This window comes from Pseudomonas turukhanskensis, assembly GCF_027922365.1.
GTDB lineage: Bacteria > Pseudomonadota > Gammaproteobacteria > Pseudomonadales > Pseudomonadaceae > Aquipseudomonas > Aquipseudomonas turukhanskensis.
Genome location: NZ_BSFN01000010.1, coordinates 95,848 through 116,972, shown reverse-complemented (window position 1 = coordinate 116,972; position 21,125 = coordinate 95,848). Strand labels below are relative to the sequence as shown.

Below are 21,125 nucleotides of genomic sequence, written 5' to 3'. Positions count from 1 at the left end.
ACCGAATCAGCAATAGCTTGCCCAAGGAACACCATAAATACGCGAAGGAAGTCTGAAAGCGCCGATTCACGGGCCTTCCAACGCTGGTACAGCCTTTGCAACCGTCCTGGCAGACGCGCGAATCAGCCTGTTGCTCGCGCAACACCACAGGAAACAGACATGACCACAGCCCTGAATGTAATCGCCATCGCCGGTAGTTCTTACCGGCCGTCCCGCACCCTGGTGCTGGCCGAAGAACTGTTGGCGCAACTCACCCGGCAATTGACCGCAGACGGTCGCAAGGTCAATGGCCAACTGATTGAGCTGGGCAGTATTGCTCGGGATGTCGGCGGCGCGATGTCGCGCAGCGAATTGCCGCCCGAGGTCGAAGCGCAGCTACAAGCCATCGAGAACGCCGACCTGCTGATCGTGGCGTCGCCGGTGTACCGCGGCTCGTACCCAGGCCTGCTCAAGCACCTGTTTGACCTGGTGGAAATGAATGCCCTGATCGACACCCCGGTGCTGCTCGCCGCCACCGGCGGTAGCGAGCGCCATGCGCTGGTGATCGACCACCAACTGCGCCCGCTTTTCAGTTTTTTCCAGGCGCTGACGTTGCCCATTGGCGTTTACGCCAGCGAGTCCGACTTCAGCAATTACCAGGTCAGCAACGACTTGCTCAAAGCCCGTATCCAGCTCGCCGTCGAGCGTGCCGCGCCGTTGTTTGCCAACGGTATCGCCACCCTGAAGAAAATTGCCTGAGGCTCTGCAGATGAATGTGTTCTGGTTTCTCCCCACCCACGGCGACGGCCATTTTCTCGGCACCAGCCAAGGCGCCCGCCCGGTCACCCTGCCCTACCTCAAACAAGTGGCCCAGGCCGCTGACAGCCTGGGCTATTACGGCGTGCTGATTCCCACCGGCCGCTCCTGCGAAGACTCCTGGGTGGTGGCATCGGCCCTGGCGCCGTTGACCGAGCGCCTGCGTTATCTGGTGGCGATTCGCCCCGGCATCATTTCGCCCACTGTCTCGGCACGTATGGCCGCGACGCTGGATCGCCTGTCTGGCGGCCGCCTGCTGATCAACGTGGTTACCGGCGGCGACCCTGATGAAAACCGCGGCGATGGCATTCATCTGTCCCATGCCGAACGCTACGAAGTGACCGACGAATTCCTCAAGGTGTGGCGCCGTGTGTTGCAAGGCGAGTCGGTGGACTTCGAGGGCAAACACATCCACGTACAGAACGCCAAGGCCTTGTACCCGCCGATTCAACAGCCTTACCCGCCGCTGTACTTTGGCGGTTCCTCCGATGCCGCCCATGACCTGGCGGCCGAACAGGTAGACGTGTACCTCACCTGGGGCGAACCACCGGCTGCGGTCGCGGAAAAACTCGCCGATGTGCGCGCCCGCGCCGCCAAGCAAGGCCGCACCGTGAAATTCGGCATTCGCCTGCATGTGATTGTGCGTGAAACCGCCGATGAAGCGTGGCAAGCGGCCAGCAAACTGATCGAACACATCAGCGACGAGACTATCGAGTCGGCGCAAAAATCGTTTTCGCGCTTTGATTCCGAAGGCCAGAAACGCATGGCCGCGCTGCACAACGGCCGCCGCGACAACCTGGAAATTGCCCCTAACCTGTGGGCCGGTGTCGGTCTGGTTCGCGGGGGTGCCGGCACAGCGTTGGTGGGCGACCCGCAGCAGGTGGCGGCGCGTATCAAGGAATACGCTGACCTTGGCATCGAGAGCTTTATTTTCTCCGGCTACCCGCACCTGGAAGAAGCCTATCGCTTTGCCGAGCTGGTGTTTCCGTTGCTGCCCGAGCCGTATGCCAGCCTGGCCGGCCGTGGCGTGACAAACCTGACCGGGCCGTTTGGCGAAATGATTGCCAATGATGTGTTGCCTGTGATCAAGAAGCCGCAGTCCGCTTGAGGCTTTTGCTAACCCGGAAATTCTGGATCCCAGCCTTCGCTGGGATGACGGTGATCCGGACACAAACATCCGTCATCCCAGCACACGCTAGGATCCAGATTTCAAAATGAGGAACACGTAGTGAGCACCCACCCCAACCCGGCGGTACTCAACCCTCTGCAAACCGCCCGCCTGCTGGCCGCCGACTTTGCCGAAAATGCCGTGGAGCGCGACCAACGCGGCGGCACGCCCAAAGCCGAACGCGACGCCTTGCGGGCTAGCGGCCTGCTGGCCCTGAGCATCCCCACCCAGTTCGGTGGTATTGGCGCCAGCTGGAGCGAAACCCTGAACATCGTGCGCGAGTTCGCCAAGGTCGACAGCTCCATCGCCCATGTCTTCGGCTTTCAACACCTGATGCTGGCCACCGTGCGCCTGTTTTCCCGCCCGGAACAATGGCAGCCGTGGTTCGAAGCCACAGCGCGCAAAAACTGGTTCTGGGGCAATGCCCTTAACCCGCTGGACACCCGCACCGTGGTGAAGAAATTCGCTGACCATCGCGAGTTTTCCGGCAAGAAAAGCTTCTGCTCCGGCGCGACCGATTCGGAAATGCTGATTGCTTCGGCCATCGACGAAAGCGCTGGCGGCAAGCTGCTGATTGCTGCCGTGCCCACCGCCCGTACCGGCATCACCCTGCATGATGACTGGAACAACATGGGCCAGCGCCAGACCGACAGCGGCAGCGCCACCTTTGAACGGGTGCGGGTTGAAGAATCCGAACTGCTGCTCGACCCGGGCCCGCTCAGCACGCCATTCGCCTGCCTGCGCCCGTTGATTGCTCAATTGCACTTTGCCCATATCTTTCTCGGCATCAGTGAAGGCGCCCTGGAAGAAGCGCGCCACTACACCCTGAAAGAAGGCCGGCCCTGGTTTAAATCCAAGGCCGCCAGCGTCAGCGAAGACCCCTATGTGCTGCGCCACTACGGCGAGTTCTGGGCCGAGCTGGAAGGCACCCGCTTGCTGGTGGAACGCGCCGCCCATCTGCTCGATGAGGCCTGGCACAAAGAGCACGCCCTGAGCAGCGACGAGCGCGGCCACCTGGCCCTGGCCATTGCCGCGGCCAAAGTGTCCGCTACCCGCACCGGCCTGGACGTGTGTAGCCGCTTGTTCGAAGTGACCGGCGCGCGCGCCACGCATGCGTCGCTGCGCCTGGACCGTTACTGGCGCAACCTGCGCACGCAAACCCTGCATGACCCGGTGGACTACAAGGTTCACGAACTCGGCGACTGGGCACTGAACCACACATTGCCGACCCCGACCTTTTACTCATAGGCATCCCCATGCAACTGCTGACGCTCCCCGCTTCCCCCGCACTGGCAACCTCGATCCGGGCCACCGCACAGGTGTTTGAAGACCCCAAATCGCAGGCCCTTCTCGCCCACTTGCAACAGGTTGCTCCCAGCGAGGCCAGCGTCCTGATCATTGGTGAGACCGGTACCGGTAAGGAGCTGGTGGCCCGGCATATCCATAACCTCAGCCGCCGCAGTAGCGGGCCGTTTGTGGCGGTCAACTGCGGCGCCTTTTCCGAGTCGCTGGTGGAGGCCGAGTTGTTTGGCCACGAGAAAGGTGCCTTTACCGGCGCCCTGGCGGCCAAGGCGGGCTGGTTCGAAGAAGCCGACGGCGGCACGCTGTTTCTCGACGAGATCGGCGACCTGCCCATGGCCATTCAGGTGAAGCTGCTGCGGGTGCTGCAAGAGCGCGAGGTGGTACGCCTGGGCTCGCGAAAGAGCATCCCCATCAACGTGCGGGTGTTGGCCGCCACCAACGTGCTGTTGGAAAAAGCCATCAACGCCGGGCATTTTCGCGAAGACCTCTACTACCGCCTCAACGTCGTAAGCCTGCAACTGCACCCACTGCGCGAGCGGCCGGGCGATATCCTGCCGCTCACCCGCCACTTCGTGCGCAGCTACAGCGGGCGGCTGGGCTACGGCGACGTACAGATCAGCGCCGCGGCCGAGCAGAAGCTGGTGAACTACGGCTGGCCGGGGAATATCCGCGAGCTGGAAAACGTGATTCACCACACCCTGCTGATTTGCCGCGACGACCTGATTCGAGAAGAAGATTTACGCCTGTCCAACCTGCGTATCGAGCGTCAGGTGGAACAACAGGCCGAAGATGAATCGGCGTCCGCGCTGTTACAGCGGGCGTTTCAGCGTCTGTTTGAAGAGCAGGCTGGCGGGCTGCATGAGAAGGTTGAAGACGCCTTGCTCCGCGCGGCGTACCGCTTCTGCCATTACAACCAGGTGCACACTGCCAGCCTGTTGGGGCTTAGCCGCAACGTGACGCGGGCGCGGTTGATTGTCATTGGGGAATTGGTGGTGAACAAGCGGCGCGGGGATGAGGTGCAGGCGGGTAATCGGGTGTTGCATTTGTCGATTTGAGCCCTCAGGTCTAGGTAGGAGCCAGCTTGCTGGCGAACCCTGCAAGCTGCGGTCACGAATACCTTTTCCAGGGTTCGCGACCAAGGTCGCTCCTACACGTCCACGGTTAAATCACATGGGCTAATTGGAGTTCGGTTAATGCCTCCCCTTTCAACGCTGCCAACCGCGCATCGCGCCGGTCCCTCGGCCGAGCCAGCGCCACCGGCAACTCCAGGCGCAAACTGCTCGACTGCGAGCCTCCCATCACCAGCACCCGATCGCTCAGGTACAAGGCCTCATCCACATCATGGGTAACCAGCAACAAGGCAATGCCATGGTGCTCGGCCAGCTGCAACAGCAGATCCTGCAACTTCATGCGGGTAAACGCATCCACCGCGCTAAACGGCTCATCCAGTAGCAACACCCGCGGCCGCGAGTACAGCCCACGGGCCAACGCCACCCGCTGCGCCATGCCGCCCGACAATTGCTTGGGCAGGGCGTCGGCAAAACCCTCCAGGCCAACTTCGCGAATCAACTGCTGCACCCAGGCTTGGTCGTACTGGCCACCGGCGCTAAAGCCGATGTTTTGCGCCACGGTTAGCCACGGCATCAGTCGAGGTTCCTGGAACACAAAGGCCACTTCCCCGCCTTGCCCGCCGCGACTCACCGCGCCGTTGAACTCGCGCTCAAGCCCGGCGGCAATGCGCAGCAAGGTGCTCTTGCCGCAGCCGCTAGGCCCGAGCAAAGTCACCACTTCACGCGGCTGCAACTGCAGGTCGATATTGCGCAGCACCGTGACGGCCGCGAAGTTTTTGCGCTCCACGCGCACCCTCAACAGGGCTTCGCTCATGGTTTTGCCTCGCCGGTAAAGGCATCACGCCAATCGAGAAAATGGGTTTCCAGTTTGGCCAGCACGCCGTCGCACAGCTTGCCCAACAGGGCCAGCACGATAATTGCCGCCAGCACGATATCCGGCCGTGAGGTTTCGCGGCCGTCGGTGAGCAGGTAGCCCAGGCCCTTGGTGGCGGCGATGAGCTCGGCGGCCACCAGAAACATCCAGGCCAGGCTCATGCCGCTGCGCAGCCCGGTGAACAAACCCGGCAATGCCGCCGGCAGCAGAATGCGCTTGGCCAACTGCGCGGAACTGAAGCCATACATTTGCCCCACTTCCACCAGCTTGCGGTCGATATTGCGGATGGCGGCCACGCCATTGAGGTACACCGGAAAGAACGCGCCGATGGCGATCAGCACCACCTTTGAAGTTTCATCAATGCCCAGCCACAGCAGCAATAACGGCACCCAGGCAAGGCTGGGAATCGCCCGCAGGCCGGCAAAGGTTGGCTCCAGGTAAGCCTCGGCCTCACGGCTCAAGCCAACCCAGGCAGCCGCCAACAACGCCAGCCCCGCACCAATGGCAAAGCCCAACAGCACCCGCGCGACACTGGCGCCTATGTGTTTGTACAACGGGCCGGCGGCCAGGTCGCTGAGGGTGATGAAAATATCGCTGGGCGCCGGCAGTTGGTACGGCGGCACCCACCCCAGGCGCACCACTACTTCCAACAGCAACAAGGCCACCACCGGAAGCACCAGGCCTTTGCCGCGGCGTTTCCAGGCCGCGGAATCCACGCCGGGTTTCCATCGCTGCTCGGTGGGCGCTGGTAGAGTTTTGCTTTTGCTCGTCATAGGGTTGTCCCTTATATAAACGTGCTTGCGACGGTAGGAGCGGCGTTAGCCGCGATGCTTTCAAAGGTCAAAAGCTTCGCGGCTGAGCCGCTCCTGCACGGTCGCCAACAGCCATTTATCTGCCGGCAATGGCCTGCTTGCTGAACGACGGCTCGATCAGTTGATCCACCACGGCGTTTACGTCCACGCCTTTGCGCACCAGCTCTTCGGTCACCAGAATCGGCGCCGCGGCTTTCAGTGCGGCGATGTGCTCGGCACCCGGCTGCGAGTTGCTGAAGTCAGTGCGCTGCAATTGCAGCTTGGCAACGTCCAGCGGCAAGCCGGACTCTTTGGACAGAATCTGCGCCAGCTCTTCAGGGTTTTCCTGCGCCCATTTGCGCGCTTTTTCGTACGCGGTGATGACCTTGTCGATGGCTTGCGGGTACTGCTGGGCAAATTTCTCGGTGACGTTGATCACGCCATAGCTGTTGAAATTCACGTTGTGATAAAGGATGCGCGAACCGGCCTGCAACTGGCTGGCTGCCAGCAGCGGGTCGAGCCCGGCCCAGGCGTCCACGTCACCTTTCTCCAGAGCAGTGCGACCATCGGCGTGTTGCAGGTGCACCAGCTCCACGTCGTTCTTGCTCAGGCCAGCTTGTTCCAGGCTGCGCAGGGTAAAGAGGTACGGGTCGGTGCCTTTGGTGGCGGCGATCTTGTGGCCCTTGAGGTCGGCGACGGTTTTGATCGGCGAATCCTTGGCCACCACCAATGCCGTCCATTCCGGGCGGCTAGCGATATACACGGTCTTGATCGGGCTGCCGTTGGCGCGGCTCAATACGGCAGCCAAGCCGGCGGTGGAGCCGAAGTCGATGCTGTTGCTATTGAGGTATTCCAGCGCGCGGTTGCTGCCTTGGCTGAGCGTCCAGGTCACCTTGCTGCCCTCGCCCACGCTTTGCTCCAGCCAGCCAAAATGTTTGAGCACCAGGCTAGTGGGCGAGTAATACGCGTAGTCCAGGCGCAATTCCTTGGGCAAGGCGTCGGCGGCTTGCGCCAAGGGTGCCAGAGCGGCTCCAAGCGCCAGGCTGGCCGCAGTGAAAAAACGAGCCAGACGGCCGTGGCGGAACGGGGTGGTACTCATGGCAAAACTCCTTGCGAGGGCGGGCGCGATGGTTCTTTGCTTATTCCTTTAAAGCAGGTTTAAGCCTTACATCGCTATTCTCAAGGAATAATGCAGCAGTCGTGCCAAACGCCGAGAGCGCGACGCAGCAAGGGTTTGCGGGCATTTGAATCCATGGCCGTTGTCACTGTGGCAACAGCGTGTTGATCGAGTGTTGCTGCAGCAACAGTTGGTCAGGAAACAATCGGTTCGCCAGCGTGCCGTTGAGGTTTAGCGCGCATTTGCGTGATTTCAGAGCCCCGACACGATTACCCAGCCTACAAACTCCTCGTACCTAACTGCCAGATTTCCCTTGCATACCTCCCTAACATGGACTTCGTCGCTGGATAACTGGCGACCGGATTTAGTCGTCCGAACGCGTTAGCGCAATTGGCTCTAGCCATAAAACGCAGTCAGCCATTTTTGTCTGTGTTTGCAGTTATGGCGGCTGGGTTTGGGACACCTAACGGTGTACCGGAGTTTGCTGGTAACGCTCGGTCGACTAACCCTGACCCAGCTGCCTCCTTTCAGGGGGCACACACTGTCTTGGAGTGGAACATGGAAGATCAACCTGCTAAATCCGCAATCGTTACGACCCGCCACACCTTTCTCAAAACCGACGGCCATCACCTGTTTACCGTACGAGCAGGTGTGCCGGTTGAGTTGGCGCTGGAACAGGCCTGCATCCTGCTGGACTGCACCCAGCGCGTGGTGCTCAACCGGGAAAACCTAGGCGGTGACATCCAGACCAATTGTCTGCAATACCTCACCGACATGATCCGTGCACTGGTAAACGCCAGTTCTGCCGGGCTGGCGGAATACGAACGTACATCGTCGTGAATCTGGCTCGTAGGGTGTGCAGATGCAATTGGCATTGCGCACACCTGCCCACTTCAACCTAATGCGCACTTGCCACACCCCTGAGCAAATCGGCACTCACTTTGCCGGTATTTACCGACGCAATATTGGTCACGACACCAAGCCCGGCAGGCATTTCTGTTTATCGACGACCGACAAACGACGCTTCTGGATCCGGGCACATGGTCGATAAATTTGTCGCTATGGCAGCGCTGAGCTTCATTACTTATCACCTCGCGCACTGGCGTATTGAGCGGACTGCCTTGATGGGAAAAATTCAAAGCCTACTGATGAAAAAAATCCGTTTTCATCAAGGAAACGCGGCGTGCTTGCGCTTATCCCACCCCCATGTCCACTGAGCGGTACACCAGAAACTCTTGCGCTGTGCGTCGGGTCACTCGGTAACTATCGGAAGATTGAAAGGAAGCGAAATGACCAGAGCCCATATTGTGGCGCGACAGTTGGGTTTGGCTGAGGGCTTGGCCGAATGTAACGACAAAGCGCTCTTCAAATGGCTGGTGGCGTGCCTGCTGTTTGCCAAACCGATTCAACAAACCATTGCCTGGCAGGCCTACAAGGTCATCGTTGAAGAGCACCAGTACGACAGCGCGCGCAAACTTGCCGCGTGCAGCAAAGCAAAATTGGTGGGGCTGCTGGGCGCTGCCCATTACGTGCGCTACGACAACTCGACCGCGGAACGGCTGATCAAGCTCGGAAGAAAGCTGGTCGACGAATACGACGGCAAGGTAATGAACATCCGCCAGCAAAGCACTGACGCCCCAGCGTTTGCCCAACGTCTGCTGGCGTTTGCAGGCCTGGGCCCCAAGGCCGTCGACATTTTCATGCGCGATACAGCCAGGTTTCTATTTCCTGACACCGGAGCCCGCTGACCCGCTCGCCCCACGGCCGCTCAGCCACCGTAACGCGCTTGCTCTGCTCGCCCCAACCGCAACACAAGGCTGGTTTGGGGCGCCGGTAAATATTTCTTGAACGCTCGTGCCTGTGCGCTTTCTACCGCGTGGGTCTTTTCCCTCGGGAGAGGCCCGATTATAAGAATTCCACACGCGCACGGAGCTCCGCATGAAAGTAAACGCCTTACAGGTGCTGTTGGTTTCCGCCTTGGCCGCCGCCAGTGCTCACGCTGAAGTACTGACCTTGAAGGTTGATAACGATGTGTTTACCGGCGGCCGCGATGGCCATTACACCAGCGGCTTGGAAGGCTACTGGGCATTCGAGCCTGAGCAGGACCATTGGACCCGCAACCTGGCGGGGCTTATCCCTAGCTGGGCGGCCAGCGATCTGACCTACAGCGCCTATCGGTTTGGCCAGCAGCTGTACACACCCGAAGATATCGAACGCGAAGATCTGCAGTCTGACGACCGCCCATACGCCGGCATGCTGTTTGGTGGTGTGTCGTTGTTCAAGGCAACGCAGGAGCAAGGCTACCGCGTGACCGACACAGCCACCGTCGATGTGGGCCTGGTTGGCCAAGGCGCCGGCGGGGAAAAATCCCAGCGCTTGGTACACAAGGCTACTGGCAGCAAGAAGGCTGAAGGCTGGGACCATCAGTTGACCAATGAGCCATTCCTGAACCTGGGCTATGAAAAGCGCTGGTGGATGCAGGACAACTTCGGCGGGCTGGAAACCGAATACGGTCCGAGCGTTGGCGGTGCCGTTGGCAACCTGTACACCTACCTCTCCACGGGCGCCGGCATCCGTCTGGGCCAAGGCTTGTCGCGCAGCCTCAGCCAGTCGTCAGTAACCCCAGGGGCCGGTGGCGTGCAGTTCTTCAAACCGGACGGCGGCTTTGGCTGGTTTGTGTATGCCAACCTGGAAGGCCGCTACATGGCGCAGAACATGTTGCTTGACGGCAACACCTGGCACGACAGCCCCTCGGTGGATCGCGAGAAGCTCGTGGGCGATGCCCAGGTCGGTTTGGCGTTGACCTGGGACCGCTGGCAGGTAAGTTTTGCCAACGTGTGGCGTACCCGTGAGTTCGATGAGCAAAAGGGTCATGACCAATTCGGCTCGCTGTCGATCTCGACCTGGCTTTAAGTACCTGCTTATCTGCATTAAAAAAGGTCCGTGGGCCGCTGGGCTCACGGTCTTTTTTTTTGCCTTCGAGGTCGCGAAATGGACCCGATTTTTAACCTGACAGCCACGACAGTGCTCGCTCGGGGCAAACTGGTATCAAGGTAATATCGTTTATTTTTCAGTAACTTAATTCGCAATAAAACTGAACCAAGCCCGCGCTGCCCCGGCCTACTGTGTGTGGCGGCAATTATGCTCCCACGTCCTCAGCATCCCTTGGGAGAACTGAAATGACTACGGCAAACAAGAACCCAGGCAATTTTTCCAACGACCGCAACAAGGCGTCGGAAGCGGGCAAGAAAGGCGGCCAAGCAAGCGGCGCCAGCAACACCGGCGGCAGCAATGTAGCCAACGATCGGCAGAAGGCGCCCGAGGCCGGCAAAAAAGGCGGCCAACGCACCGGCGGTGGTGGTCGCGCTTAAGTGACCCGCGTGTGGGACGAGGGCCTGCTTTGCCAGGCCCTCAACTTTTTGCGAACCCAATCCCTCCATTTACGCTCAAGGGTATATAAAAAACACAAGCCGATTCCCCCATGATCAGCGACCGGGTTATTGCCCAGGATGCTGTTAGCGAGGTGAGCCGATGACCGAGCATATCGTTCACTTTCATTGCCAGATTGACCAGGGCACGACCGAGCACTTTCGCGATTGTTGCCTCGAAGCCATCGAGCAAGGCGCCAGTTCGCTGCTGCTGAACTTGTCCACTACCGGCGGCAGCACCAACTTCGGCTTTACCCTATACACCTTCCTCAAGTCTCTGCCCGTGCCGCTGCTGGCGATTAACGCCGGCAATATCGAGTCTATGGGCATCATCATGTTTCTGGCCGCGCAACACCGTATTACGGCGCCCCACTCGCGCTTTCTGATTCATCCGATGAATTGGTATTTCAGCCAGAGCTCGGTGGATCACCAACGCCTGCGTGAGTATCTCTCCAGCCTCGACAATGACCTGGCGCGCTACGTGAAGATTTTCGAGTTGGAAACCCACGCGGCGGCTACCAAGCTGGACATTTTCAAGTGCCTTTCTGCCGAAGAAAAAGTCATCGCTGCCCACGAGTCGCTGGCTTACAGCCTAGCCCACGAGATGAAACAGCCGGTATTCGCCGATGATGTAAAACACTGGAAAGTGCGCGGCAGCCAGCACGGTTAGCCAACGGTCCGTCGGGAAAGCGCAATGTTCGGCGGCGCATGCAGTCCTCTGTATGCAGTGCCCTCTCTTTTACCTCCCGAGGTTTACCGTGAACATACCTATCGACAACGATCCCATTGATGACGCGATCAACGACCCAGGCAATGAAGATCCAGGCTCGGTCTGGCCCATGGAGCCTGTGCCTGGCCGGGCGCCCAACCCCGATCGACAGGAACCCAACCGGCACCCGCCGATTGATGAAGACGAGCCTATCCATGAACAGGATGACGCTGAGTAACGAAATACTGCGCTCAACCACGTCTCCAATGAATACGAGCCTACCGCTGGGTTAAACACCTCGAACTAGTTAGGCACTGGCCCAGTCAACTTTTAAGGCGCGGCACAGATCGCGACCGATTCCGACCTGATTAGTCTTGAGGTGAACAATGAACGCGATTGACCTGCTTAAAGCCGACCATAAAGTCGTGCTGGATCTTTTGGAACAACTCAGCGCTACCACCGAACGTGCAGTTAAAAAGCGCGTGGAGCTGATCAACAAACTCGAACTGGAACTGTACGTACACACCCATATCGAGGAAGAAATTTTCTACCCAGCCTATAAAAAAGCTGGGGAAAAAGAACAGGCGAAAATGTACTTCGAAGCCATTGAGGAACATCGCGCCGTCGACGCCTTGGTGCTCCCGCACTTGAAAACCACCGCACCGGATAGCGTCGAGTTTTCCGGGCGCGCCAAAGTGCTTAAAGAGCTGCTGGAGCACCATATCGAGGAAGAAGAAGAGTCGATGTTCAAAGAGGCGAAGAAGCTGCTGCCAGCCGCTCAGCTAAAAGAGTTGGGTGCACAGATGGAAGCCCGTAAAGCCTCGCTTAAAAGTGAGCTGCTGCAACAGCGTAAAGCGGCCTGACGACAGGAAATACGCATCGAGGCTCAAGTGCCGCACATCAGATGCTATGTGATGTGCGTCACTTGAGCCTCATCGTTTCAATGTCTGGTTACGCGCAATACTACCGCCGCAATTCGTTCTGCCTGTTGATACGCAGGTTCGAGCAACTCCTCCCCAAATACGTCCGAGTCCATCTCCCAATATTGCCATTCACAACCGGCAGCCCGCAGTCGGTCGCTTACCGCCGTGAAAAAGGGATCAGTGCCGTCGAACATCGCGACCCCGGTGTACAGCAACAGACTCCCGCCGGGTGACAGGCGGGCTAGCGCGGCCTCCACAATGGCAATGGACAGGCCGGCGCCATGTTCGCCGCCGCCATCGCGGTACGCGCGTTGCTCGGCGTCGGCCATATAGGGCGGGTTGGCGATAATCAGGTCGAACTCACCGTCCACTTGTTTGAGCACGTCGCTGTGCAGTGTGCGCACATTGGCCGCCCCGGCGAGCTCGGCATTCACCTCGGTGTAGAGCAGCGCTTTGGGGTTTATATCCAGCGCCCACACCTCGCTGTGCGGACGCTCCAAGGCCGCCACGATGGCGCCCACGCCTGCGCCGCAGCCAATGTCGGCGATGCGCAAGTGTTCACGCGGCTCATCGTGCAGATGGGCCAACAGCGCCTGTATGAACCGGTAACTGTCGGGGCCGAAAAACACCGCATCCTGTTCCTGGGTGGGAAAGCGCGAATGCACAAACAACCGCCCGTGCAACGTGGACCAGCGCACCGCACTGTGCCATGTGTCGCCTTGGGTCAGCAGACTGTTGGCGTGTTCCAGAAAACGCAGCATCGAGTCGTCCAGCACCCCGTCTTTGAACGGCCTGCTCCAACCAAATACATCACGTAAATGCTCGGCCAATTCATTACCGGGGCGCGCATTAACGCGCTGATGGGTCAGCGGTGTGACAGTGGTGAATGAGTAACCTAATTGCTCGAGCGCCTGCCCCAGTTGGAGTAGCGCTTCCCGTTCCCCGTAACCTCGGGGCTTTACGTCTGGCCTCATGCCTCGCTCCTAACGAACCAGGGTGGAAAGGATGCGCGTAGCCATCAAACCTGCCGGGGTGCAATGGCTGGCAGGGCTGGCGAGGTCCACCAGCCGGCGCTCCCGTTCTTCTGTGGTGAGTGCCGCCAATTCCTCCGCCAGGGCGTATTGCTCGCAGTCGATATCGCTACTGGGCGCCAGCTCCCCCAGGCCTGCCGGGTCGACCCGCCGATGCGCGGCACGCATACGCCGCGTGGCATCGTTATGAGCGGGTACGCCAACGGCGGTATAGGTCGGTTTGTGGTCGCTTAGCCAATCGCCGGCAATCCAATCGTGCAGCACCTGCAGTTCATAGGGGGTGAACACGCCGAACATGGCTGCGCCCTCGCCTTGTACCAGGTGCCAGAAACGGCTGTTATCCGGCGCTTGGTGCCGCACGATCCAGCCACGATTCTGCAAGGCAGCAAGAAACCCGCGAATCGGCTCAGGCCCGCTCAACCACTCGTTTACGGTGCGGCCTTCGATGCGGCAGTAGTCCGAGTGCACATGCCCGGCGAGCGAACGTTTATTTTCCAGCATCGTCAGCAGTTCGTGCTCAAGGTCAAACCGCTGGATCGCCGTGGTGGAGCCAAGGCCAAGCTCATTGAGTTGATAGCCGTCGCGCACGCGCTGGTAAAACTCCGCGGCATCGCCAACCTGCGGCACGTTATCCAATACGGTTTGCACGGCTTTGCGGGCGTGCCCGGCAACCGCATTATCGATGGTGACATGCAGCTTGAAGTAGTACGGATCGACGCCCAACTCATCCAACTCGTAGGCGCTGATGAGCAAATGCAGTGGCAATTGCTCGTAGCCCAGGTTGTAGCCGATCACTTCCGGCAAGTAATGCTCGCCCAGTGTACCCAGTGCGAGCTGCAGCGCACCTTGCACGTAATTTTCATCAGCCAGGGAAGCCAGTTCTTCGCAGCCGTTGCTGCTCAACAGCTGCTGATACATCAGCACATGGTTCATCTGCGGCACGCCGTCGCCCAGCTCCTCAAGGTAGGTTTGTACCAGGGTACGCAAGCGGCTCTCGCGCCAATGGCGCAGCGTGCTGTAGAGCCAGGCGCCGTCCACCAGTTTGGTGGGCGCCACAGCACGTAGAAAGTACAACGCATGGGCGCGCCCGGAGAAGTAGCGCCGGGGCTCACCGTCTTTGCGCCCTTGCAGATAGGCGTTGTACTGCGACGTAGCGCGACAGGTTTTGGCTCGCACCCACTGCATCAATTGCTGCGGGCTGTCCGGGAGATCGCACGGCAGGCTGATGGCTTGGCGCAAATGGGCATCAAGAAATTCGCGCGTGGTGTCCAGATGCTCCTGCGGCTGGCTGAGCAGTTTGACGTATAGGTCCTGGGCGGGACCGCGGTGTGGGGTAAGCGTGGCGAAGTCGAGATGTTCCGTATCGACCAGACTCAAGATGGACATTGCGCACTCCAGGCAATTACCTCACAGCAGAGGCATGAAGCTGGGAGCCGGCGCCCCCCACAAAGATTCCACCAATACGCTGAACGGTAAGCCATGCCGCACAGGGGGAGGCGGCAAAGGCGCGGTGAAAAGGTGGAACCGCCGCTCTGGCCTTGGCGTCTTCTGCTTACCGCCGCACGCGCGAAAGGACCTGCACATGCCCGCCATCAAGCCGCTGAATTTCGGCATCGAAGAAGAGTATTTCCTGTCCGATCTCACCAGCCGTGAGCTTGCATGGGAACCGTCGCCGACGTTTTTGCCGGCGTGTCGCGAAGCCTTGCCGGACATGATCGCGGCCGAGATGTTCGTGTCTCAGCTTGAACTGGTGACCCCGATTCTCAGCAGCCAGCACGAAGCCCGCGACTGCCTGGCCAAGGCGCGCACCACCTTGTCGTGGCTGGGGGAAGAGCATGGTCTTGGCATCGTCGCTGCCGGTACCCATCCACTGGCGCAATGGCGTTTGCAGCACGGCACCGACCTGCCCCACTACCATGATCTGTTCAACGATATGCAGATGGTGGCCCGGCGCAGCGTGCTTTCGGGCTTGCACGTTCATGTGGGCGTTCCGGGCGACCGTATTGTGGTGATGAACCGGGTGCTGCAGTGGCTACCGATGTTGCTGGCGTTGAGCGCGTCTTCACCGTTCTGGGGCGGCCGGGTCAGCGGCTTGCACAGCTATCGCCAGGCGGCTTGTGACGAGTGGCCCCGCATGGGTATGCCGGAGCACTTCGCCAGCCAGACGGATTACGAGCGATACGTGGATGCGCTGGTTGCCAGCGGTAGCGTACGTAGCCGCAGCGATGTGTGGTGGAACATTCGCCCGGCGTTGCAGTTTCCAACGTTGGAGTTGCGTATTGCCGACGCCTGCCCGCACCTGGAAGACGCGCTGTGCATTGCCGGGCTGTTTCGCGCGATGGTCACCTGGGCAGTGCAAAACCCCACTCCCGGCCCGAGCGAAACCCCTGAGCAACGCCAGCTGCTAAAAGAAAACCGTTGGCGGGCCAAGCGCTTTGGCATTCACAGCGAATACATCGAACCCGGCACCCAGCACAGCATCAGTCTGGAAAGCTGGCTGGACAAAACTTGGGCGAAGATCGGCGAGTACGCACGCGCCGGTGGCGATGAAGGGGTATACGCCCGCGCCCGGCATATTCTCAGCACGGGAAACAGCGCTACCCAGCAGCTGCAGCGCTACAACGCGGGTATACAGCGCGGTGCTTTGCCGCTAGAGGCATTGAGCGGTGTGGTGGATCAACTGCGCAATCAAACGCTGGCGGTTTAACTCAGGCCGACCAGGACCGAGCAACATAGAAAGACAGAGTTCTAGTTTTTGATGGCGCTACCTGAGCGTGCTGGAAAATGGAGAAAGTCGCCTTGGTATTGTTTGCCTCAATCGAGGCTGAAGCCTCTCCTACGGGTGGGCGATTTTTTTGTAGGAGAGGCTTCAGCCTCGAGGTTTAGACCGGGGCGATTTACGCCAATCGTTCAATGGCCGGTGCCGCGAGCGCACCGGTCATGGCCAAGCCAATCAAGCGTTTCATGCAGCCGCCCGCACATGCTGGCCGAGGTATTCGGCAGTGGAAATCACCGGTGCATAGCCGAAGCTCAGGGCCGCCATAAAGGCCGCGTGCACATGGGCGGCTGGCACTTTCACCCCGTCGAATTCCAGGTCCAGGGTGGCGCAGGCATCATGCAGCACCGTGGTGCGGTAGCCGAAATCGACCGCCGCGCGGGTAATGCCGTCGACGCACATATGGCTCATATTGCCGACCACAATCACTTCCTCGATGCCGTGCTGGTCGAGGATGGGCTTGAGCTCGGTTTCGCGGAAGGAGTTGATGTAGTGCTTGAGCACCACCGGTTCTTCCGGCTGGTTGATCACGCTCGGGTGCAGCTTGGCGCCCTCGCTGTGGGGGCGGAAGAAAGGCGCGTCCTGACTGGTGAACTCGTGGCGGATATGCACCACCAGATCACCGCTTTCGCGAAAGGCTGCAATTACCTGGGCGGCCTTGGCCGCAGCGTCTTCAACCTTGCTCAGCGTCCACAGACCACCAGGAAAGTAGTCGTTCTGAATATCTACCACGATCAATGCTTTTTTACCGCTCATAGCGACTCTCCTTGTGTACGTGCCCGGCTGAATGCCGGGCGATGAGGGTTTAGCTGCGCAGAAAGGCCAGCAAATCGGCGTTAAGTTTGTCTTTGTGGGTGTCGGTAATGCCGTGGGGCGCGCCGGGATAGATGACGAGCTTGGCGTTGCGCACCAACTCGGCAGAGGCACGGGCAGCGGCGTCCACAGGCACTATCTGGTCGTCGTCGCCGTGCAGGATCAGGGTCGGCACGTCGAACTTTTTCAGGTCTTCGGTGAAGTCGGTTTCAGAGAATGCCTTGATGCAGTCATAGGCGTTCTTGTGCCCGGCGAGCATGCCTTGCATCCAGAAGGCATCGATCACGCCTTGCGAGGGCGTAGCACCGGGGCGGTTGTAGCCAAAGAACGGACCGCTGGCGATGTCTTTGTACAGTTGCGAGCGGTCGGCCACGGAGCCTGCGCGAATGCCGTCAAATACGGCGATAGGCAGGCCGCCGGGGTTGGCGTCGGTCTTTACCATCAGCGGCGGCACCGCCGAAATCAGCCCAGCCTTGGCCACCCGCGCTGTGCCGTGGCGGCCGATATAGCGCGCCACTTCACCACCACCGGTAGAGAAGCCAAATAGCGCGGCGCCGCGTATATCAAGGTGGTCCAGCAACTGGGCGAGGTCGTCTGCGTAGGTGTTCATTTCGTTGCCGTCCCAGGGCTGACTGGAGCGTCCGTGGCCTCGGCGGTCGTGGGCTATTACCCGGTAACCGTGGTTGGCCAGGAAAAACATCTGCGACTCCCAACTGTCGGCGTTCAGTGGCCAGCCGTGGCTAAGCACTACCACCGGGCCGTTGCCCCAGTCCTTGTAATAAATCTGTGTGCCGTCGCGCGTTGTAATGGTGGCCATGGGTGCTCTCCTTTTGCGGGTTGCCACACGCCAACTGCGTTGAATTCCATGGCGGTGAAGGGTGGTGACTGAAGCTACCTGTCGGCGCAAAAAGGGTCCTGTAGAAAACCTGAAGAATCCTGAATTTTGTGATTAGCTTAGGAGTTGCTGCTTGTAGGGCTTCGGGCCTGGCTGTTAAGTGTTGTGCGTGCGTTACGCCGTTGCCTTTTCTTTGTCAGACCTGCGCGAGGATGCGCGATGAACTCCCCTACTTCTGCAGCGCCTCTGCGCGGCCTCTGTGAAGTAATTCCCGCAAAGCGCGTGGTACGTGTGGACGGCCAGGCCGTGGAACTGCATGGCCGCGCGTTCGACGTATTGATGGCGCTGCTTGAAGCCAATGGCCAGGTGGTCAGCAAGGACGAGTTGATGAAGGCGGTCTGGCCCGGCCGCATCGTCGAAGAAAATACCTTGGAGGCGCAGGAGTCGCTGCTGCGCAAGGCGCTGGGCCAAGCGCGCGGCGCGATACGCACGGTGTCCGGGCGCGGCTATCAGTTTGTCAGCCAGACCGAACAGCCCACGCCGGGGGCCAATCTGTTTATACCCGCCAGCCTCTCTCGCCTGATTGGGCGCGACGATGCCCTGCTCGACCTTGAACTCGATGTCAGCCATCACCGCCTGGTCACGTTGATCGGCCCCGGCGGCATTGGCAAAACCCGCCTGGCGCTTGAGTGCGCGCGCAATCTGGCCAGCACGTTCACCGACCGCGTGTGCCTGGCGGACCTGGCGCCGCTTTCCACAGCTGAATTTCTGGTGCCCACCCTCGCCGCTGCATTGGGCCTGGCACCGGCCAGCGGTAGCGCCAGCCTGGAACAGATAGCCGCGAGCCTGGTCGGCAGCAGAATTCTTTTGGTATTGGATAACTGTGAGCACCTGATCGACGCCGCCGCCAACGCGGTTGAGACCTTGCTGGTGTACAACCGCGGCCTGCATGTCATTGCGACCAGCCGCGAGGCATTACGCATTGAAGGCGAATACCTGTTTCGCGTGGCCCCGCTGCACGTGCCGACGGCCGACGCCAGCGCGCAGGCAATGCGTGAGGCCAGTGCCGTGCAACTGTTTGAGGCGCGTCTGGAGCATGGGCAGTCGGAGCAACATACGGTGCCCCAGGCGCTAGAGCTGAAGGCGCGCATCTGTCGGCGGCTCGACGGCATTCCGCTGACTATCGAACTGGCCGCCGCGCGGGTGACGACGCTGGGCCTGCGGGTGGTGGTCGAACGCCTGGAAAATCAGCTGGAGTTGCTTGCCGGCGGTAACCGTTCGGCCCTGCCTCGTCAGCAAACGCTGCGGGCCACGCTGGACTGGAGTTTTAACCTGCTGGGCGACGAGGACCGCACGCTGCTGCGCCGTCTGGGCGTTTTTGCCGGTGCATTTGGGTTGGATGGCGCATTAGCGGTCGGAATTTGCGCCGAGCTCAACGCCGAGTCCGTGGTCAGGAGTATGGCCAGCCTGGTATCCAAGTCGTTGTTGGCACTGCAGCACGACCCTGGCAGCGTGAAGTACAGGCTGCTGGAAGTCACCCGGCGCTACGCCAATGACAAGCTGCGCGAGGCAGGCGAATTCACCCGTTCCCGCCGGCTGCACAGCCTGTATCTGCTGGAAGCGTTTTCCGCAGCAGCACCGCTCTGGGAGCTGGGCGCGTCGCCGCGCAGTGCCTTGTGTGAAGCGTTGCAGGAAGACTTGCGCGAGGCCTTGCGCTGGACCCTGGATGAACAACAGGACACCACGCTCGGCATCGACCTGACCCTTGCCGCTCTGGCGTTCTGGCTACACCGCTCGCAGATTACCGAGTGCCTGGTCAGCGTCAATCGCGCATTGGCCCACTTGGCCAACCAGGGGCTGTTCGAACGCAAGGTAATGAAGTTGCAGGCCGTGCGCGGCAAGGCCCTGCTGTATACCGGCGCTGCCAACCAAACCCGTGAGGCGTTTCTGCTGACCCTTGATATCGCCAAGCGCCTGGCCGATCACAACCACCAGGCGCTCGCTATCTGGGGACTGTGGGCCCACGGCTACCTCAATGGCCCCTACCGGCAAAACGTCCAGCTTGCGCAGACATTTCTGGCCCATGCGTTGCTGCAGCCCGCTGCCGGTGATGAATGGGTGGCCAGGCGCATGGTCGCCCTCTCCCAGCTATGCCTGGGCGAGCTGCAGGCGGCGCGCAGCGGCCTGGAGGCAGTGCTGCGTCACTATCCCGAGGAGCTTCGCCTGCGTCATATGCTGCGCTACGCCTATGACCAGAAAGCCGTGGCGCTTGGTGCCCTGGCCTACACCTTGTGGTTGCAAGGGTTTGCCGATCAGGCCAATAAAGCGTTGCAGGAAGCCGAGCATCAAGCCTTGGCAACGGGCCACCTGGCGAGCCGCTGGCATGTGCTGACCATGAGCACTTGCCCGATTGCCTTGTTGACCGGTGGCGTCTGTGCGTTGGCGCTACCGAGCCAGCGCCTGCTGGCAGCGCGCACCTGGCATCAATTGGGCGCTCACTCCATCGGCGCCGGACAATTCTGGGGCGGCGAATTCTGGAGCGGTCTGTACCAGCTCTGGCAAGGCGATGTGTCGGCCTATGACCGCATTATCAGCCCAGCGTTGGAGCGGCTGGGCCAAGTGCGCTATGCGTCCTACCTGGCGCCCTACACGTCGGCGCTGTGCATGGTGTTGGCGCAGCACGGCCGCCCCACTGAAGCGCTGCGTCTGATCGAAGCCGCCATTGCCCATGCCGAGCAAGCCGATGACCAGTCCGCACTGCCCGAACTGCTGCGCTGCCACGCCGAGCTATTGATAAGTAGCGGTTTGACGGGCGCAGAGAGGCTGTTACACAAGGCCCTGCTCGTTGCCCGGCAACACCAGCTGAAGGCCTGGGAGCTACGCATTACCACCAGCCTGGCCAGACTGTGGGCCAAACAGGGGGAAACCGGCCGAGCACGCGATGAATTGAGCGCGCTGATGGATTGGTTTGGCGAGGGATTCGACAGTGCCGATTTTGAGGCGGCGCGGCAGGTGCTTAGATCGCTGGCATGAAAGTGGCCTGGCGATGCTAAACATAACTTCAGGAAAGCAAGCCTTAAGCCAGCATAAACCACTTAAGCCTCTACAAAATGAATTTAATCGCCTTCGCGGCAAAGGCTTTAGCGCGATAATTTTGCCAATTAAGCCGATTATTCAGCGCTAAGGCCCAAAATCATGGTTTTAGAACTCAGCAAACCCGATGAGGTGGTGGCTCTCATTTGCAATCGTCTGCGTCATGAGCGGCTGGCGTTGAAAATGACTCAGAGCGACGTCGCCGCGCGGGCAGGAATCAGTGCCGGCACGCTATCGAATCTGGGCGTGGCGTAGCCCTGGAAAGTCTGGTGCGCGTGGCAATGGGCTGGGCCGCATAAAGAGCTAGAGGCGCTGTTCAAACCCAGGCTGCAGACCCTCGAAGATTTTGCCCGTTACGAAACCGCGGCTACTCGGCAACGGGTCAGGAAGAAAACCAATG

General features: G+C 60.2%; 22 protein-coding genes. 15 read left to right on the top strand and 7 right to left on the bottom strand.

What is annotated here, in order from left to right; genetic code table 11:
- Positions 1 to 159: 159 nt before the first annotated feature.
- The 4 genes from msuE to PKE98_RS17155 all read left to right on the top strand — a co-directional run bounded on the left by msuE (position 160) and on the right by PKE98_RS17155 (position 4,320).
- Entirely contained in the window at positions 160 to 738 is a 579-nt protein-coding gene (msuE, locus tag PKE98_RS17170; RefSeq protein ID WP_271196546.1) for an FMN reductase, read from the top strand.
- 10 nt (positions 739 to 748) lie between these two features.
- Entirely contained in the window at positions 749 to 1,903 is a 1,155-nt protein-coding gene (ssuD, locus tag PKE98_RS17165) for an FMNH2-dependent alkanesulfonate monooxygenase (protein ID WP_271196545.1), read from the top strand.
- Between the two features lie 120 nt (positions 1,904 to 2,023).
- Positions 2,024 to 3,211: an acyl-CoA dehydrogenase family protein gene (locus PKE98_RS17160; protein WP_271196544.1), complete on the top strand. Its 1,188-nt coding sequence runs from the start codon at positions 2,024 to 2,026 to the stop codon at positions 3,209 to 3,211.
- 8 nt (positions 3,212 to 3,219) lie between these two features.
- Positions 3,220 to 4,320, top strand: coding sequence for a sigma-54 interaction domain-containing protein (locus tag PKE98_RS17155; RefSeq protein WP_271196543.1), 1,101 nt, complete (start codon positions 3,220 to 3,222; stop codon positions 4,318 to 4,320).
- A gap of 106 nt (positions 4,321 to 4,426) precedes the next feature.
- Here PKE98_RS17155 and PKE98_RS17150 read toward each other — a convergent pair whose 3' ends face one another.
- The 3 genes from PKE98_RS17150 to PKE98_RS17140 all read right to left on the bottom strand — a co-directional run bounded on the left by PKE98_RS17150 (position 4,427) and on the right by PKE98_RS17140 (position 7,099).
- On the bottom strand, positions 4,427 to 5,149 hold the full coding sequence (locus PKE98_RS17150; RefSeq protein ID WP_271196542.1) for an ABC transporter ATP-binding protein: 723 nt from the start codon (positions 5,147 to 5,149) through the stop codon (positions 4,427 to 4,429).
- Entirely contained in the window at positions 5,146 to 5,982 is an 837-nt protein-coding gene (locus tag PKE98_RS17145) for an ABC transporter permease (RefSeq protein ID WP_271196541.1), read from the bottom strand. The genes PKE98_RS17150 and PKE98_RS17145 overlap by 4 nt, the downstream gene beginning before the upstream one ends.
- 115 nt (positions 5,983 to 6,097) lie before the next feature.
- Positions 6,098 to 7,099: an aliphatic sulfonate ABC transporter substrate-binding protein gene (locus PKE98_RS17140; RefSeq protein WP_271196540.1), complete on the bottom strand. Its 1,002-nt coding sequence runs from the start codon at positions 7,097 to 7,099 to the stop codon at positions 6,098 to 6,100.
- Positions 7,100 to 7,675: 576 nt separating this feature from the next.
- Between PKE98_RS17140 and PKE98_RS17135 the strand changes: the two genes are divergently transcribed.
- From PKE98_RS17135 to PKE98_RS17100, 8 genes are all read left to right on the top strand, one after another.
- Positions 7,676 to 7,957 (top strand): DUF3077 domain-containing protein, encoded by a 282-nt coding sequence (locus PKE98_RS17135; protein WP_271196539.1) that lies wholly within the window; start codon positions 7,676 to 7,678, stop codon positions 7,955 to 7,957.
- Positions 7,958 to 8,157: 200 nt separating this feature from the next.
- Positions 8,158 to 8,334, top strand: a complete 177-nt coding sequence (locus tag PKE98_RS17130; RefSeq protein WP_271196538.1) for a hypothetical protein — start codon at positions 8,158 to 8,160, stop codon at positions 8,332 to 8,334.
- Positions 8,335 to 8,406: 72 nt separating this feature from the next.
- Positions 8,407 to 8,865 (top strand): DNA methylase, encoded by a 459-nt coding sequence (locus tag PKE98_RS17125; RefSeq protein WP_271196537.1) that lies wholly within the window; start codon positions 8,407 to 8,409, stop codon positions 8,863 to 8,865.
- Positions 8,866 to 9,055: 190 nt separating this feature from the next.
- A complete protein-coding gene (locus PKE98_RS17120; protein WP_271196536.1) occupies positions 9,056 to 10,030 on the top strand; it encodes a lipid A deacylase LpxR family protein in 975 nt (324 codons plus the stop codon).
- Positions 10,031 to 10,296: 266 nt separating this feature from the next.
- Entirely contained in the window at positions 10,297 to 10,488 is a 192-nt protein-coding gene (locus tag PKE98_RS17115; RefSeq protein ID WP_271196535.1) for a con-10 family general stress protein, read from the top strand.
- A 160-nt stretch (positions 10,489 to 10,648) separates the two neighbouring features.
- Positions 10,649 to 11,215, top strand: a complete 567-nt coding sequence (locus PKE98_RS17110) for an ATP-dependent Clp protease proteolytic subunit (RefSeq protein WP_271196534.1) — start codon at positions 10,649 to 10,651, stop codon at positions 11,213 to 11,215.
- Positions 11,216 to 11,303: 88 nt separating this feature from the next.
- Positions 11,304 to 11,492, top strand: a complete 189-nt coding sequence (locus PKE98_RS17105) for a hypothetical protein (RefSeq protein ID WP_271196533.1) — start codon at positions 11,304 to 11,306, stop codon at positions 11,490 to 11,492.
- Between the two features lie 148 nt (positions 11,493 to 11,640).
- A complete protein-coding gene (locus PKE98_RS17100) occupies positions 11,641 to 12,117 on the top strand; it encodes a PA2171 family ribosome-binding persister protein (RefSeq protein WP_271196532.1) in 477 nt (158 codons plus the stop codon).
- Positions 12,118 to 12,194: 77 nt separating this feature from the next.
- Here PKE98_RS17100 and PKE98_RS17095 read toward each other — a convergent pair whose 3' ends face one another.
- Positions 12,195 to 13,151 carry a methyltransferase gene (locus tag PKE98_RS17095; protein ID WP_271196531.1) on the bottom strand — a complete coding sequence of 319 codons (957 nt, stop codon included), beginning with the start codon at positions 13,149 to 13,151 and terminating at the stop codon, positions 12,195 to 12,197.
- Positions 13,152 to 13,160: 9 nt separating this feature from the next.
- Entirely contained in the window at positions 13,161 to 14,594 is a 1,434-nt protein-coding gene (locus PKE98_RS17090; RefSeq protein WP_271196530.1) for an iron-containing redox enzyme family protein, read from the bottom strand.
- Positions 14,595 to 14,790: 196 nt separating this feature from the next.
- Between PKE98_RS17090 and PKE98_RS17085 the strand changes: the two genes are divergently transcribed.
- On the top strand, positions 14,791 to 15,915 hold the full coding sequence (locus PKE98_RS17085) for a carboxylate-amine ligase (RefSeq protein WP_271196529.1): 1,125 nt from the start codon (positions 14,791 to 14,793) through the stop codon (positions 15,913 to 15,915).
- Between the two features lie 255 nt (positions 15,916 to 16,170).
- On the opposite strand, the gene PKE98_RS17080 is transcribed toward PKE98_RS17085, so the two are convergent.
- Together PKE98_RS17080 and PKE98_RS17075 are read right to left on the bottom strand one after the other, a co-directional pair.
- Positions 16,171 to 16,740 carry a cysteine hydrolase family protein gene (locus PKE98_RS17080; RefSeq protein WP_271196528.1) on the bottom strand — a complete coding sequence of 190 codons (570 nt, stop codon included), beginning with the start codon at positions 16,738 to 16,740 and terminating at the stop codon, positions 16,171 to 16,173.
- 49 nt (positions 16,741 to 16,789) lie between these two features.
- Positions 16,790 to 17,614 (bottom strand): alpha/beta fold hydrolase, encoded by an 825-nt coding sequence (locus PKE98_RS17075; protein WP_271196527.1) that lies wholly within the window; start codon positions 17,612 to 17,614, stop codon positions 16,790 to 16,792.
- 237 nt (positions 17,615 to 17,851) lie between these two features.
- Here PKE98_RS17075 and PKE98_RS17070 point away from each other — a divergent pair, with 237 nt between their 5' ends.
- Both PKE98_RS17070 and PKE98_RS27185 read left to right on the top strand, forming a co-directional pair.
- Entirely contained in the window at positions 17,852 to 20,665 is a 2,814-nt protein-coding gene (locus PKE98_RS17070) for an ATP-binding protein (protein WP_271196526.1), read from the top strand.
- 162 nt (positions 20,666 to 20,827) lie between these two features.
- Positions 20,828 to 20,980, top strand: coding sequence for a helix-turn-helix domain-containing protein (locus PKE98_RS27185; RefSeq protein WP_373877879.1), 153 nt, complete (start codon positions 20,828 to 20,830; stop codon positions 20,978 to 20,980).
- The last annotated feature ends 145 nt before the right edge of the window (positions 20,981 to 21,125 follow it).

Coding starts and splice junctions, on each gene's coding strand:
- msuE (WP_271196546.1), top strand. CDS start 160: ATGACCACAGCCCTGAATGTAATCGCCATCGCCGGTAGTTCTTACCGG.
- ssuD (WP_271196545.1), top strand. CDS start 749: ATGAATGTGTTCTGGTTTCTCCCCACCCACGGCGACGGCCATTTTCTC.
- PKE98_RS17155 (WP_271196543.1), top strand. CDS start 3,220: ATGCAACTGCTGACGCTCCCCGCTTCCCCCGCACTGGCAACCTCGATC.
- PKE98_RS17150 (WP_271196542.1), bottom strand. CDS start 5,149: ATGAGCGAAGCCCTGTTGAGGGTGCGCGTGGAGCGCAAAAACTTCGCG.
- PKE98_RS17145 (WP_271196541.1), bottom strand. CDS start 5,982: ATGACGAGCAAAAGCAAAACTCTACCAGCGCCCACCGAGCAGCGATGG.
- PKE98_RS17140 (WP_271196540.1), bottom strand. CDS start 7,099: ATGAGTACCACCCCGTTCCGCCACGGCCGTCTGGCTCGTTTTTTCACT.
- PKE98_RS17135 (WP_271196539.1), top strand. CDS start 7,676: ATGGAAGATCAACCTGCTAAATCCGCAATCGTTACGACCCGCCACACC.
- PKE98_RS17130 (WP_271196538.1), top strand. CDS start 8,158: ATGGTCGATAAATTTGTCGCTATGGCAGCGCTGAGCTTCATTACTTAT.
- PKE98_RS17125 (WP_271196537.1), top strand. CDS start 8,407: ATGACCAGAGCCCATATTGTGGCGCGACAGTTGGGTTTGGCTGAGGGC.
- PKE98_RS17120 (WP_271196536.1), top strand. CDS start 9,056: ATGAAAGTAAACGCCTTACAGGTGCTGTTGGTTTCCGCCTTGGCCGCC.
- PKE98_RS17115 (WP_271196535.1), top strand. CDS start 10,297: ATGACTACGGCAAACAAGAACCCAGGCAATTTTTCCAACGACCGCAAC.
- PKE98_RS17110 (WP_271196534.1), top strand. CDS start 10,649: ATGACCGAGCATATCGTTCACTTTCATTGCCAGATTGACCAGGGCACG.
- PKE98_RS17100 (WP_271196532.1), top strand. CDS start 11,641: ATGAACGCGATTGACCTGCTTAAAGCCGACCATAAAGTCGTGCTGGAT.
- PKE98_RS17095 (WP_271196531.1), bottom strand. CDS start 13,151: ATGAGGCCAGACGTAAAGCCCCGAGGTTACGGGGAACGGGAAGCGCTA.
- PKE98_RS17090 (WP_271196530.1), bottom strand. CDS start 14,594: ATGTCCATCTTGAGTCTGGTCGATACGGAACATCTCGACTTCGCCACG.
- PKE98_RS17085 (WP_271196529.1), top strand. CDS start 14,791: ATGCCCGCCATCAAGCCGCTGAATTTCGGCATCGAAGAAGAGTATTTC.
- PKE98_RS17080 (WP_271196528.1), bottom strand. CDS start 16,740: ATGAGCGGTAAAAAAGCATTGATCGTGGTAGATATTCAGAACGACTAC.
- PKE98_RS17075 (WP_271196527.1), bottom strand. CDS start 17,614: ATGGCCACCATTACAACGCGCGACGGCACACAGATTTATTACAAGGAC.
- PKE98_RS17070 (WP_271196526.1), top strand. CDS start 17,852: ATGAACTCCCCTACTTCTGCAGCGCCTCTGCGCGGCCTCTGTGAAGTA.
- PKE98_RS27185 (WP_373877879.1), top strand. CDS start 20,828: ATGGTTTTAGAACTCAGCAAACCCGATGAGGTGGTGGCTCTCATTTGC.